General features: G+C 39.4%; 11 protein-coding genes and 1 pseudogene. 10 read left to right on the forward strand and 2 right to left on the reverse strand.

From position 1 onward, the window contains the following. Window positions 1–5: 5 nt before the first annotated feature. The 4 genes and pseudogenes from ABCM67_RS01615 to ABCM67_RS01630 form a co-directional block, all read left to right on the forward strand. A pseudogene (locus tag ABCM67_RS01615) lies at window positions 6–308 on the forward strand (nucleotidyltransferase domain-containing protein); the annotation flags it as partial. A 228-nt stretch (window positions 309–536) separates the two neighbouring features. Continuing rightward, window positions 537–1,208, forward strand: coding sequence for a transcriptional regulator (locus ABCM67_RS01620; RefSeq protein ID WP_227573683.1), 672 nt, complete (start codon window positions 537–539; stop codon window positions 1,206–1,208). Window positions 1,209–1,458: 250 nt separating this feature from the next. Beyond that, on the forward strand, window positions 1,459–1,875 hold the full coding sequence (gene tnpA / locus ABCM67_RS01625; RefSeq protein WP_110102507.1) for an IS200/IS605 family transposase: 417 nt from the start codon (window positions 1,459–1,461) through the stop codon (window positions 1,873–1,875). Between the two features lie 54 nt (window positions 1,876–1,929). Continuing rightward, window positions 1,930–3,186 (forward strand): transposase, encoded by a 1,257-nt coding sequence (locus tag ABCM67_RS01630; RefSeq protein ID WP_227573684.1) that lies wholly within the window; start codon window positions 1,930–1,932, stop codon window positions 3,184–3,186. A gap of 121 nt (window positions 3,187–3,307) precedes the next feature. Here ABCM67_RS01630 and ABCM67_RS01635 read toward each other — a convergent pair whose 3' ends face one another. Next, complete coding sequence (locus tag ABCM67_RS01635; protein ID WP_342992442.1) at window positions 3,308–4,171, reverse strand: AraC family transcriptional regulator; 864 nt, start codon at window positions 4,169–4,171, stop codon at window positions 3,308–3,310. A 199-nt stretch (window positions 4,172–4,370) separates the two neighbouring features. Between ABCM67_RS01635 and ABCM67_RS01640 the strand changes: the two genes are divergently transcribed. The 6 genes from ABCM67_RS01640 (at window position 4,371) to uvrB (ending at window position 14,191) form a co-directional block, all read left to right on the forward strand. After that, the gene (locus ABCM67_RS01640) at window positions 4,371–7,409 is read left to right on the forward strand and encodes a glycoside hydrolase family 2 TIM barrel-domain containing protein (RefSeq protein WP_342992443.1); all 3,039 of its coding nucleotides are present in this window, start codon (window positions 4,371–4,373) and stop codon (window positions 7,407–7,409) included. Window positions 7,410–7,578: 169 nt separating this feature from the next. Then, entirely contained in the window at window positions 7,579–8,976 is a 1,398-nt protein-coding gene (locus tag ABCM67_RS01645) for an MFS transporter (protein ID WP_021652316.1), read from the forward strand. 351 nt (window positions 8,977–9,327) lie between these two features. Continuing rightward, entirely contained in the window at window positions 9,328–10,128 is an 801-nt protein-coding gene (locus ABCM67_RS01650) for an AraC family transcriptional regulator (RefSeq protein ID WP_173723530.1), read from the forward strand. Window positions 10,129–10,289: 161 nt separating this feature from the next. Beyond that, the gene (locus ABCM67_RS01655) at window positions 10,290–11,102 is read left to right on the forward strand and encodes an HAD-IIA family hydrolase (RefSeq protein ID WP_021652318.1); all 813 of its coding nucleotides are present in this window, start codon (window positions 10,290–10,292) and stop codon (window positions 11,100–11,102) included. A gap of 32 nt (window positions 11,103–11,134) precedes the next feature. Then, the gene (locus ABCM67_RS01660; RefSeq protein ID WP_015527045.1) at window positions 11,135–11,683 is read left to right on the forward strand and encodes a hypothetical protein; all 549 of its coding nucleotides are present in this window, start codon (window positions 11,135–11,137) and stop codon (window positions 11,681–11,683) included. A gap of 519 nt (window positions 11,684–12,202) precedes the next feature. Continuing rightward, on the forward strand, window positions 12,203–14,191 hold the full coding sequence (gene uvrB, locus ABCM67_RS01665; protein ID WP_147603343.1) for an excinuclease ABC subunit UvrB: 1,989 nt from the start codon (window positions 12,203–12,205) through the stop codon (window positions 14,189–14,191). A gap of 86 nt (window positions 14,192–14,277) precedes the next feature. Here the strand turns inward: uvrB and ABCM67_RS01670 are convergent, their stop codons facing one another. Next, entirely contained in the window at window positions 14,278–14,547 is a 270-nt protein-coding gene (locus ABCM67_RS01670; RefSeq protein ID WP_173739611.1) for a hypothetical protein, read from the reverse strand. Window positions 14,548–14,589: the final 42 nt, after the last annotated feature.

Genomic DNA, 14,589 nt, shown 5'->3' on the forward strand with positions numbered 1-14,589 from the left:
GATATATGCCAAAGATGATGCAGGATTTAATCGAACAGTATGTAGAAGAGATCAAGAAGATCTATGGTTCCTATGTACGCCAGATAATCCTTTATGGTTCATGTGCAAGGGGTGACTTTCGTCCGGATTCTGATGTGGACATTATGATTCTGGCAGATATATCAGATCTGGAATTAAAGGCATATGCACAACAGCTCTCGTACATGACCTATGACTTTAATATGGATCATGACACGGATATTAAGCCTATTGCAAAAAGTGAAGCACATTTTAACAAGTGGATTGTGAACTATCCATTTTATTCCAGTAAACTTGCAGAACAAATTTCAAATGATAGTTATGGAATAGAAAATATGGATGCAAAATATCTGGCAGAAGATTTGATCGAGAATGAGCCGAAGCTTTTTGGATAAATTTTTTTACTCTGAATGATATACTGTAAAAGCAACAATAATAAAGATAAAAGCACTCTCTTTACATATAGTAACAGGCAGTATTTACATATCCACAAATTTCAGAACAACAAGGAGAACCGTATGGATCATTTCAAATTACACTCCGAATACAACCCACAGGAGACTAGCCTCAGGCTATCGAAAAACTGGTCAATCATTATAGTGCTTCTTATTGTAGTGGGAATATCTATGGTTACTTTTGGATCCATCGTATGTAATAAATTGCGACAACCACAAAACTATATTGAAGCAGTAGACTCAGATAGTATAGAAATGAAAACTGCTGAATTGTTATCAGGAATTGATGGAACAATGATGTTTCGATACAATTCAAGGGATACATTTAAAACGTTATCTATTTACTTGTCAGAATATCAGCTTGGACAACGAGTTTCACATAAAAAAGTTTTGGAACTTTCCTATGAAGATGTGAAATCTTCCACAAATGGATTGATTGTCATTACACCGGATTTTGATAATTTTACTGCAAAGCTCATCGCAGCAGATAAATATTCAAAATATATGACAGAAATACCAATTTTGGAGGGAGTTAAAAACAGGGAATATTATGGAAGATCAGCAACGACTATTGAAAACAAATGCAGGATAGAGTATGGAACAGAGCAAGGATTAGCAGCACTGATTTATGGAGAAAAAGGATTAAGCTCGTTGCCAATACAGGATATTGCAGGGGAGCATATAGATACAGATAATGAGTACATGTATTACTATTCGGTTGAATTTATAAAATAGCACTAATAAAAAGAAGAGGATGTCACGTAATCTGATTTGATTCGTTGGCATCCTTTTTTGGCATTTAGGACAATAAGCGGGAATCCTCGGCAATTCAATTACCGAGATGAAAGCGCAAGATTGTGCATATCTGCACATTGAAATAATATAATAATCTCCCAATCCCTTGATATTAATGCCGTAACCGGCATATAATCATTCGAAAATATGTTCGATTTTTGCTGCGCATTTTTATTCGTTATGTTATACTATATGTATGAAAGAAAATCTAATACATTACAGGACTTGTGTGTGTAATATTAATTACCATATGGTGTGGTCGGTGAAATACCGGCGGAAGATATTAAACCCAGAAATTGAGGAATACCTAAAGGAACTGGTGCAGCAGATCGCTGAGGATAAAGGTTTTACCGTTCATTTATTTGAATGTGGTGAAGGTGATCATGTCCACTGTTTTGTATCAGCTCCACCAAAGCTGTCCATAACAGCGATCGTCAAGTATCTGAAGGGGATCACCGGTAGAAAACTGTTCGAACGTTTTCAGGAAATAAGAGACCAGCTATGGAAGGGAGAGCTGTGGAACCATTCCTATTATGTGGAAACGATCGGATCTGTATCTGAGGAGAATATCCGCCGTTATATTGAGCATCAGAGCAAGTCGTATTAAACCAAGGTGGAGTGTAGATTTCTATCTGCATAGCTGTCCAAAGGGGGAAGAGGAATGCTGCTGTCACACAGAACATCTGTAAAGATCCGGCCGGAATATTCCAATATCATAGGGCATATGTGTTATGCAGCTTCCAAACTCTGGAATGTCTGCAACTACGAACGTCATCATTATAAAGAGCTGGGACTGGAAAAGTATCCTGACTGGTATTATCAGAAAAAAGCGCATAAAGGAGATCTGTGGTACAGACAGCTTCCGTCACAGATAGCACAGGAGATCTGCAAACAGCTGGACAAAGCATGGAGATCTTTTTATGTCCTGAAAAAGACCGGAGGGGTCAAAGATCCAAATCCGCCCCGTTTTAAACAGGACAATATCCCGGTCACATACATGCAGATGGGGATCCGGCATGAGAAAGGTTCAGATCGGTTGCGGCTGTCTCTGCCAAAGGATCTGAAAAGCTATATGGAAGAAACCTACGGGATCCATGAAAGATTTCTATATCTTGAAAATAAGATTTTCAGGGACATGGATCATATAAAACAATTGCGGATCTATCCGCCGGAAAACGGAAAATGTGACCTTATCGTTATCTATGAGATCGAAGGGACAGAGCAGCTTTCCCAGAATGGACATTATTTATCTATTGATCCTGGACTTCATAATCTGATGACCTGTTATGATTCCGGAAACGGTCGGACTTTTATCCTTGGAAGGAGATATCTTTCATTGGAAAGATACTTTCATAAAGAGATCGCCAGAGTGCAGTCTGTCTGGTATGCGCAGCAATCGGAAAGAGGGATAAAATATCCAAGATCATCGAAACATATCCAGAGACTTTACAGAAAAAAGCAGAATACAGTGAAGGATTATCTTCATAAAGTGACCAGATGGATTGCAGAATACTGCAGAAAAGAAGATATCCGCTGTGTGGTTGTGGGAGATATCCGAAATATCCGTAAAGAGAAGGATATGGGGCATAAGGTCAACCAGAAGTTTCACGGACTGCCATATAACAAGCTGTATATCATGCTGGGATATAAGCTGAAACTGTATGGGATCCAATTGATAAAACAGGAGGAAAGCTATACCAGCCAGTGCAGTCCGTTATCACCGGAAGTATCAAAAAGATATGCAGAAGCAACAAACCGAAAAGAACGGGGCATGTATATAACTGAAGGAGTAAGCTACAATGCAGATGCAGTAGGCGCATTTAATATCCTGCGGAAATATCTTTCCGCATCCGGAAAAGAGAAGACACTGTCCGTAACCGGACTAAAAAATCCAGAAATAATAAAAGTAGCTGTATAGCCGAAAGGCAAGCAGTATTGGTGTCATGGACGTACCCTGAAAAAAGGCGGTATCCCGCCAGATTTCAGATGCTCTGGTAACTAAGTTGCCGAGTAGTTCACTTTTTATGACATTATAGATTTCATAACCTATTTCTTATTTTTCGGTATTCTCTCGGCGAATATCCTTTCAACTTGTGAAAAAGCCGACTGAAATAAAGCTGGTTATCATATCCGACAATCTTAGAAATCTCATGGATGGAATAAGTTGTTGTTTCAAGTAACATCTGAGCATTGTTGATGCGGATTCCCACAATGAATTGCATTGGTGTAGAACCGGTATATTTTTTGAAATTTCGGATAAACCAGCTGACACTCATGCCTCGTGAGGCAGCATAATCATCAATATTGATATTTTGATTGTAGTTTTCACTGAAAAAGGTAACAGCATTATCCATCTCATGATCAAGGTATTCATTTTTTAATATGTGCTCTCTTGTCAGTTCCCGGTGGAAACTGATCAGAAGATAACGTAGCAAAAGGACAAGCATTTCCTCATAATTGTCTTGACAGCGTTGCAGCTCGATAATGATACGTTTGAAAATTTGTTCATATTCATTAGATGTACCCACTTGAAAGACACGTTCTTTATCCGGAAACCCATATTGACGTAAGATATTTTTCACATTGCTTCCTGTGAAGTGAATCCAGTATACTTCTGTCTTATCTTCTCCGTAATATTCATATTTTTGGAGTTCTTTCGGTCTGTACAGTACAATGTTGCCGGCTGGAACAATCGTTTCATTATTTACATTATCAAAATGAAAATGCCCACAACCAGCAGTGATATATATAATCTGATAATCCAGACGACCCTTTGGACGGTAGGTCGGAAGTTTGGGATGTCTGGAAAGACGGTAAGTACCACAGCTACCTACAATCAGCGGACGACTTTTGTCTTTGAAATCCATATGTGAGTGGTTCAAATAACCGGTGTTCAAATACATAGGACAGCACCTCTTTTCGTACTTTTTATCATTGTATCATTTAGTGCATATTTTGTCTAATCCAATTCATAGACATATTTTGCGAATTAGGATAAGCTATATATAACATAACTAAGGAACGTAAACAAAAAGTAAAGTATAAGGTTTGCTTTAGGAAAACAAAGAACAAAAAAGTATATGTATTAGAGGAGAGCTATTTATGATCGTACCACGTTATTATGAAAATCTAAGCGTACTGCACGAAAACACAATGCCAGCCAGAGCCTATTATATTCCGGCATCCAGAAGAATGGATAACTTGGTGGAACACAGAGAAGAGTCAGATCGTATGCAGTTATTGAATGGAACTTGGAAATTCCAGTATTTTAACAGCATCTATGACATTCAGGATTCTTTCTTTGAGAAGAATTATGATACAGAAAATTTTGATGAGATTCAGGTTCCAAGTGTATGGCAGATGGCTGGATATGATACACACCAGTATACAAACATCCGGTATCCATTTCCGTTTGATCCACCATATGTGCCACAGGACATTCCGTGTGGAGCCTATGTACATACTTTTGAGTACAGTAGAGATGAGAAAGCGCCAAAATCTTTTTTGAACTTTGAAGGAGTAGACAGTTGCTTTTACGTATGGATCAATGGCTCTTACATAGGGTACAGCCAGGTTTCGCATATGACCAGTGAGTTTGATGTTACCGATGTACTTCAGGATGGAACGAATACGGTGGCAGTGTTGGTAATGAAGTGGTGTGATGGTTCCTATTTGGAAGATCAGGACAAATTCCGTATGAGTGGTATTTTCCGGGATGTGTACATTTTGAAACGCCCAAAACAGGCAATCAGTGATTATCATATTAAAACAAGAATTGAGGATATGCTTGCGAAAGTAGAAATTGAAATGAAATTCTACTCTCCGTTAAATGTAAAAATTTCGATTGAAGATAGAAACGGAGCAGTTGTAGCACTAGGAAGTATTGCTGAAGAAGGAACAGCTGTATTAGAAATCGCAAGTCCGGAACTTTGGAATACAGAAAATCCATATCTATATAAACTGATTCTTGAAACAGAGAATGAAGTAATTGTAGATCACATTGCATTAAGAAAGATAGAGATTAAAGACCAGGTTATTTATTTAAATGGACAGAAGATTAAATTCCGTGGTGTCAATCGACATGATTCTGATCCGGTTACTGGATTTACAATCAATCCGGAACAGATTACAACCGATCTTACGTTAATGAAGCAGCATAATTTTAATGCGATCCGTTCCAGCCACTATCCGAACGCACCATTTTTCTATGAAATGTGTGACAAGTATGGATTCATGGTAATAGATGAAGCAGATATTGAAGCTCATGGTCCATTTATGATCTACAGAAAAGAAGACACTGATTACAATCGGTTCAAACGATGGAATGAGAAGATTGCAGATGATCCGGTATGGGAAGAGGCAATCGTTGATCGCGTAAAACTCATGGTGGAACGTGACAAAAACCGTTTCTGTATTGTTATGTGGTCAATGGGAAATGAGAGTGCTTATGGCTGCAACTTTGAAAAAGCACTGGAATGGACAAAGAATTTTGATCCAGACCGTATCACACAATATGAGAGTGCAAGATACCGTAATTATGATGAAACATATGATTACAGCAATCTGGATGTGTACAGCCGGATGTACCCAGCGCTTTCCGAAATTCAGGAATATCTGGATAAAGATGGAAGCAAACCCTTCCTTTTGGTAGAGTACTGTCACAGCATGGGAAACGGACCTGGAGATTTTGAAGATTACTTCCAGATGATTCAGGATAATGATAAAATGTGCGGCGGCTTTGTCTGGGAATGGTGTGACCATGCGATTGCTCATGGAACTGCTGAGAATGGAAAGACTATATATGCTTATGGGGGCGACCATGGCGAAGAAATTCATGATGGCAACTTCTGTATGGATGGATTAGTATATCCGGACAGAACGGTACATACAGGACTCTTGGAACACAAGAATGTTTATCGCCCGGCAAGGGTTATTTCCTATGACAAAGAAAGCGGAGAACTGGTGCTTCATAACTACATGGATTTTGATGACTTGAAAGATTATGTGAAGATTAGTTATGAGCTGACACAGGATGGTCTTGTGATCAGCAAAGGCATACTTCCGGAGTTTTCTGTGGCACCACATGGGGAAGGAAAAACAAACCTGAAGATCAATGTTCCAGAGAATGGGAAATGTTATTTAAAACTTATTTACCATCTGAAAAAAGAATTGCCACTGTTGGATGAAGACCATATTCTTGGATTTGATGAAATTGAGGTAAGTAAAGAGGATACAAAATGTAAACTTGCAGAGAAATGGATACCAAAAACAGTAGTGGACTCTGAATTACAGGTAAATGAAAATGATACACAGATTCATATCAAGGGGCGTGAATTTGCTTATACCATAGACAAACGTACTGCACTCTTTACAGAGATGAAATTCGCAGGGCGGGAATATCTGAACCACCCGATGGAATTAAATATTTGGAGAGCTCCAACAGATAACGATATGTACATCAAGTCTGAATGGAAGAAAGCCCACTATGATAAGGCTTACACAAGAGCCTATACGACAGAGGTTGTGCAGGGAAAACATGGCGTGAAGATTACAAGCCATGTTTCCGTTGTGGCAGAGACAGTACAGAAGATTCTTGATGTGACGATTACATGGAAAATAGAAGCTGCTGGAAAGATTGATGCAGATATTGCAGTAACAAAAGACGATGAATTCCCGGATCTTCCGAGATTTGGTGTGAGGATGTTCCTGGATAAAAAACTTTCAGCTGTAAGATACTTTGGAATGGGACCACAGGAAAGTTATTGTGATAAACATCAGGCTGCGAGCCACGGTTTGTACCGGGCAGATGTAGGGGATTTACATGAGGACTATATCCGTCCACAGGAAAATGGAAGCCATTATGATTGTGAATATGTAGAACTTAACAACAGCCGATATGGAATTGTGGCATCCGCAGAAAAGGCATTTTCATTCAATGCTTCTTATTATACACAGGAAGAACTTGAGAAGAAAACGCATAATTATGAACTGACAGAATCAGATAGTGTAGTATTTTGTGTTGACTATGCACTAAATGGCATTGGTTCTAACAGTTGTGGTCCAGTTGTATTGGAGCAGTACCGATTTGATGATGTATTATTCCGGTTCCAGTTTACACTGATACCGTATATAAAGGGATAATAAAGTTTCATGTAACCCGTAAACAAGGAAAGAGAGTCTGATTGTTATGTAAAGTCCGGATATACAGAGCAATCAGACAAAAACAGAGAAAAAACTAGAATTAGACATCATACTCTGTTAGACATCTTGAAATTCTAAGTGCGATGAAGATGAGGAGCAAAGAAATTCGATGGAAGAAAAAAAGTATTTGAAATGGTATAACAAAATTGGATATGGATCAGGCGATATTGCAGGTAATGTAGTCTATGCGTTCCTGACATCTTTTATGATGGTCTATTTGACGGACTCAGTAGGACTTGCTGCAGGTGTCGTAGGTACCCTGATTGCCGTATCAAAACTATTTGATGGTTTTACGGATATATTTTTTGGATCAATGATTGACAAAACACACAGTAAAATGGGAAAAGCAAAACCCTGGATGCTATATGGATATATTGGTTGTGCCATTACGCTGGTCTGCTGTTTTGCAATACCAGTCAGCTTGGGAACAACGGCTAAATATGCATGGTTCTTTATCTCTTATACACTGTTAAATGGTGTGTTTTATACAGCAAACAATATTGCTTATTCAGCACTTACGTCACTGATTACAAAGAACAGCAAAGAGCGTGTACAGATGGGATCTTACCGTTTTATTTTTGCATTTTCAACAAGTCTTCTGATTCAGGCGATTACAGTTGGATTTGTAGATAAATGTGGTGGAGATGCTGCGGCATGGAGAACGGTTGCTATTATCTATGCAATCATTGGTCTGGTCGTAAATACGATTTCAGCACTTTCTGTTAAGGAACTTCCGGAGGAAGAACTTAACGAAGGAGAAGTAAAGGATGATAATGAAAAGTACGGAATGGTACAGGCATTCAAGCTTCTTGTTAAAAACAAATATTACATGATGATTTGTGGAACATATATTTTACAGCAGTTATATGGTGCCATGATTGGAGCTGGCATTTATTACATGACATGGGTACTGAAAAATAAGAATTTGTTTGGACAATTTGCATGGGCAGTAAATATTCCACTGATCATTGCCCTGATTTTCACACCGACATTAGTTGGTAAGTGGAAAGGTATGTATAAACTGAACTTAAGAGGTTATGTCTTAGCAGTCATCGGTAGAGCACTTGTTGTTGTTGCCGGATATATGGGCAGTGTTCCGCTGATGATGGCATTTACAGCTCTTGCAGCCTTAGGTCAGGGACCATGGCAGGGAGATATGAATGCAGTTATCGCATCCTGCTCTGAGTACACTTATCTTACACAGGGAAAGAGAATTGACGGAACGATGTACTCTTGTACTTCTCTTGGCGTAAAAATCGGTGGAGGTATTGGAACCGCTGTTGTTGGATGGCTGCTTGAGTTCAGTGGATATATCGGAACAAATGCAACTCAGCCGCAGTCTGCACTTGATATGATGCAGTTTATGTATCTTTGGCTTCCGTTAATCTTTGATGTATTGATTATGTTTGTACTTTCAAGAATGAATGTAGAAGATGCAAATAAAAAACTGAAAGCAGAAAAAGAAATTGCTGCAGATGAAGTAACAGATGCATCAGACATAAATTAGAATTGACAGGAGAAAGCGTTGTCTGGTCGTTGCTCGATGAGACAGTGCTTTTTTCTATATATAAAGTGATTGAACTGTATTTTGAAAATAAAAAAGGACCACTTCGTTTTTGTGAAATGGCCTTAAGAAAATATTCAGTTTTCACAAAATAGTCCTTTTAGTATTTATACATGGTAAGGATGCTCAAAATATTCGGTGTAGAATACTAAAAGGTCATTCAGATATTTTTTTAGGTTGCTCATTTGCAATTCCTCCTTTCCTTATTTACAAGTTGATTATAAGATAGGTGTAAAAGGATTGCTTGCCAAATCGAAAGAAGATATAGACAAATGTTGCAAAGGGGAGTATTTCATGCAGTTAAAATATGTTGACACAAAAGAGGAGATCATAGCAATAAATAGGAAGTCAAAACATATTGAACCACATCTTCATAATGCACTGGAGATCGTTTGTGTAACAAGTGGAGCATTAGAACTTGGTGTCGGACAGGAACTATACCATATGGAAAAAGGAGATATAGGCTTTGTATTTCCAGATGTTATTCATCACTATCAGGTACTGACACCCGGTGTAAATAAAGCGACTTATCTGATTGCATCGCCATTTACGATAGCCAAATTTGCAGATATCATGCAATCCATGGCTCCTGAATACCCAATCATCAAAGCGGAAAAGGTTGAATCGGAGGTATATAGGGTTATAAATGCAATTTTAGAGACAGAACAGTCGGATATTACTGTTGCACAGGCATATCTTCAAATTGTGTTGGCACGCTGCATAGGAAAATTAAATTTGGTAGAAAAGAGCAGTGTGGGGAGCAACGATCTTATTTACCAGACAGTTTCCTATATATCAGCAAATTTCAAGAAGAAGTTTTCTCTGGAAGAGATGGCAAAAGACCTGGGCGTGAGCAAATATGTTTTATCCAGACTCTTTTCCAAGACATTCCATAGAAACTTTAATCAATATCTTAACGATGCAAGGCTGAACTATGCATGCCATCGTTTGGAAAATACGAGTGATTCTATTACAAATATTTGTCTGGATAGTGGATTTGAAAGTCAGAGAACGTTTAACCGAGTATTTAAAGAAAGATATAAAATATCACCAAGTGATTATCGAAGTACTTGTGTGAAAGAGATGTTGTCATAAAAGGTTCTGTTGATCGAAATATTTACTTTGATTTTACAGTGCTATGTATTTGATTTCATGTGTGGATGATATAATATAAAAGTATTTGTAGAAAAAAGAGTTTTATTCTATTATGAAAAGAGTAAGGTGTATTCTAAAGAGACAAGAAAGGCAGGGCGCATATGAACATGATAAAATCCATAATCGATTTTAATGAAAAAAAAGGATTCATCTGTGATATGGATGGTGTGATCTATCATGGCAATCAGATATTGCCAGGTGTTCCAGAATTTATCCAGTGGTTGCATGATGAAAAGAAAGAATATTTGTTTTTGACAAATAATAGTGGATATACACCACGAGAATTAAATCAGAAACTGGCTAGGATGGGACTTGATGTGCCAGAAGAACATTTTTATACCAGTGCATTGGCAACAGCCGCATTTTTAAAAGAACAGGCGGCAGGCTGTTCGGCATTTGTGATAGGAGAAGCCGGCCTGTTAAATGCACTTTATGATGTAGGTATCACAATGAATGATGTAAATCCGGATTATGTTGTTGTGGGAGAGGGACGCTCCTATTCATTGGATACATTAACAAAAGCAACGAATTTAGTTCTGAAAGGTGCAAAGCTGATCGGAGCAAACTCAGATGTTTCCGGACCGATTGAGAACGGCATTGCTCCTGCTTGTCGTGCATTGATTGCACCTATAGAAATGGCAACAGGTACACAGGCATATTTCTGTGGGAAACCGAATCCACTGATGATGAGAACAGGATTGAATATGCTTGGATGTCATTCAGCAGAAGCTGTAATGGTTGGGGATCGTATGGATACAGATGTGATTTCAGGAATGGAAAGTGGTATGTCTACTGTATTGGTTCTCTCTGGATGTTCAACGAAGGATACACTCAAAACTTATGCTTATCTTCCGACAATGGTATTGAATGGAGTGGGAGATATCGCCAGTATGGCAAAAGCAAAAGAGGAATAGTGTGATTAGGCAAATACCAGGAGGTAAAGTATATGATGAAACTTGATAATTTTGTAGGAATGATGACAGGACATTTTGATAATAAGGATCAATTTAATAAGATGCAGGCAGAAGGGAAAACATATCCATATGCGGAACATGTAAATACAATCTGTAATGACAAAATAAATAACCTTCCTGAAGATTTCAAAGGAAAATTTGTTGTTGAAGAGAGTTATTATGAAATTAATGGAAAACGTCATGCATCTCCACATCTTTTCCTTATCACGGAAATAGAACAGGGAATTTTACTTTCTTCTTATAAAATTCCAAAAGGAGAAGATAAAAATACATTTTCATATGATTCTATGAAGAATGTTGATTACTCTAAACTAGAAAAATCTGAAAAATTTAATCCGGCACTTTATCATGAAAAGGACGGAATCTGGGAGGGAGGCAGCACAAGCCAGTTCTCTCCGGTAATGACATTCAAACTTTGGGAAAAGTTTTCCAACAATTTTCTGGAAGTATCGGAAAGCATGGAAGTTAATGGAAAGAGAACTTTTGGATATGATGAACCAATAATTTATAAGCGTGTATAATCAAAGGTCTGCATATTGGGATGAACTTCAGTTTGTAGAGGACTCGATGAATTTGCGTAATATTGGGCGTTACATGAATGTTAATTTAAGAAAATAATATGGTAAGCAAAAGCGGGATAACTTTTCAAATATAAAAATAAGCGATATTATAAAAATTCTTTTTCAATTAAAAATAAGAAATAATTATCTGCCGTACGACGGCAAAAGAAAAAAGTACAAATAAGAATCGAACATTTGTACTTTTTTTCTTGAGTTAATCTATATACTTTCAAAAATTTATTTGATATAATAGGGACTGTTACAAGAACAAACAGTAAAAATATGACAGGACCGGAGGTTAGTATTTTCAGGTATTTCCGAGTGCTGTTTTATCCGCAAATATTAGTTTTGTGACTTTTATTCGTAACGAGGTGAGAAACACATCTATTCACTATAAAAATGAGCTTTTCGTTACGAATCTGGGTACGAATTTTTAGCTGATAATGATCATAGTAAAAGTCACAAATGGAGGGATTTACCATGAATGAGTTCAAATTAAAAGCCCCATACAAGCCAACCGGCGATCAGCCCCAGGCCATCGAGAAATTGGTCGAGGGATTTAAAGAAGGCAACCAGTTCGAGACTTTGCTTGGTGTTACTGGCTCCGGTAAGACTTTCACAATGGCGAATGTCATTGCCCAGTTAAATAAACCAACTCTGGTACTTGCCCACAATAAAACACTGGCGGCCCAGCTTTACGGCGAGATGAAAGAATTTTTTCCTGAGAACGCAGTGGAATATTTTGTCTCCTACTACGACTACTACCAGCCGGAGGCTTACGTTCCTTCCACAGACACCTACATCGCTAAGGACGCATCCACTAACGATGAGATCGATAAGCTCCGTCTCTCCGCCACAGCAGCCTTATGTGAGCGCAAGGATGTAATCGTGGTTTCGTCGGTATCCTGTATCTATGGCTTAGGTGCACCTCAGGAGTTTTTTGATATGATGATCTCTCTTCGCCCTGGAATGGAGAAGGACCGTGATGAGGTTATCAAACAGCTGATCGATATCCAGTACACAAGAAATGAGATGGATTTTCACCGTGGAACATTTCGTGTCCGGGGTGATGTGCTGGAGATCTTTCCGGCGAATTCTACAGACCGGGCAGTGCGTGTGGAATTTTTCGGAGATGAGATCGAGCGTATCACAGATATCGATGTGCTTACCGGAGAGATTAAAAGTGTGGAAAACCATGCAGCGATTTTCCCTGCATCTCATTACGTTGTGCCTCAGGAGCAGATCCGTCGTGCAGCAGATGCCATTTTGGAAGAGATGAAGCAGCAGGTGGAATACTTTAAAAGTGAGGATAAGCTGATCGAGGCTCAGAGAATTGCGGAGCGTACCAACTTTGATGTGGAAATGATGAAGGAAACGGGATTCTGCTCCGGGATCGAGAACTACTCCAGGCACCTGACAGGGCTTGCACCGGGGCAGCCACCGTATACACTGATGGATTACTTCGGAGATGATTTTTTACTTATTATAGATGAGTCCCATAAGACAGTTCCCCAGGTTGGCGGTATGTATGCCGGTGATCAGAGCCGTAAACAGACACTGGTGGATTACGGCTTCCGACTTCCGTCTGCTAAGGATAACCGTCCATTGAGCTTTGATGAATTCGAGAACAAGCTTGACCAGGTAATGTTTGTATCTGCGACACCGGGAGAATATGAATATGACCATGAGCTTCTCCGCGCAGAGCAGATCATCCGTCCTACAGGGCTTCTTGATCCGAAGGTGGAGGTGCGTCCGATCGAAGGACAGATCGATGATCTTGTAGCAGAAGTAAATAAGGAAATTGAAAAGAAAAATAAAGTCCTGATCACGACCCTGACCAAACGTATGGCAGAGGACCTTACCGATTATATGAAGGATCTGGGAATCCGTGTCCGATACCTTCATTCAGACATTGACACTCTGGAACGTGCGGAAATCATCCGCGATATGCGCCTGGATGTGTTTGATGTGCTAGTCGGGATCAACCTTCTGCGAGAAGGACTGGATATTCCGGAGATCACGCTGGTAGCGATCCTGGATGCAGATAAGGAAGGCTTCCTTCGTTCGGAAACATCCCTGGTACAGACTATCGGCCGTGCTGCCCGGAACAGCGAAGGCCATGTGATCATGTATGCAGATAATATGACAGAATCCATGGAAAAAGCAATCTCGGAGACAGAAAGAAGGAGAGCGATACAGGAGGCTTACAACAGGGAGCATGGCATCACTCCAACCACGATCAAGAAGGCGGTCCGTGATCTGATCGCTGTTTCGAAGAAGGTGGCAGAGACAGAAGTGAAGCTTAAGAAGGATCCGGAATCCATGAACCGAAAAGAACTGACGAAGGTGATCGCTCAGGTAGAGAAGCAGATGCGTGCTGCGGCAGCAGACCTGAATTTCGAGCAGGCTGCTGAGCTGAGAGACAAGATGCTCGAATTAAAAAAGAATCTGGAAGAATTAACGGAATAGGCTGCGAAGCAGCTGACAGTACAACACCCCTGGCTGTAATATCCAGGGGTGTTGTCGGGTATGCTCGATCTGTTTTGGGGAAAAGCTTATTTTGTAGTTGAAAAGCCCAGGGAGCGCAGGGTGATGCCGGAGCCCTTGAGAAGATCAGTCCAATATGGAATAGCCATATCCAGAGTGTCGTTGGCAAGCTCGGAAGCATCTTTTTGTGTCAGAATCTGCCTTAGCTTGGAAGAACTAATCCTGGGAGCGGCCTCTGTAACACAGACTGTGCCAGGCAGAATTGCCGATTCTGCCGGAAGCATGGTCAGTACAAAGACTGTTATCAGAGATATCAGGATTTTTTTCCATTTTTTCATAGCGATCCCTCCTTCGAAAAAATATGATGGTTCTCTTTATTG

It is taken from the genome of Blautia sp. 2227st1_G12_2227SCRN_220401 (assembly GCF_039062885.1).
Taxonomy (GTDB): domain Bacteria; phylum Bacillota; class Clostridia; order Lachnospirales; family Lachnospiraceae; genus Blautia_A; species Blautia_A fusiformis.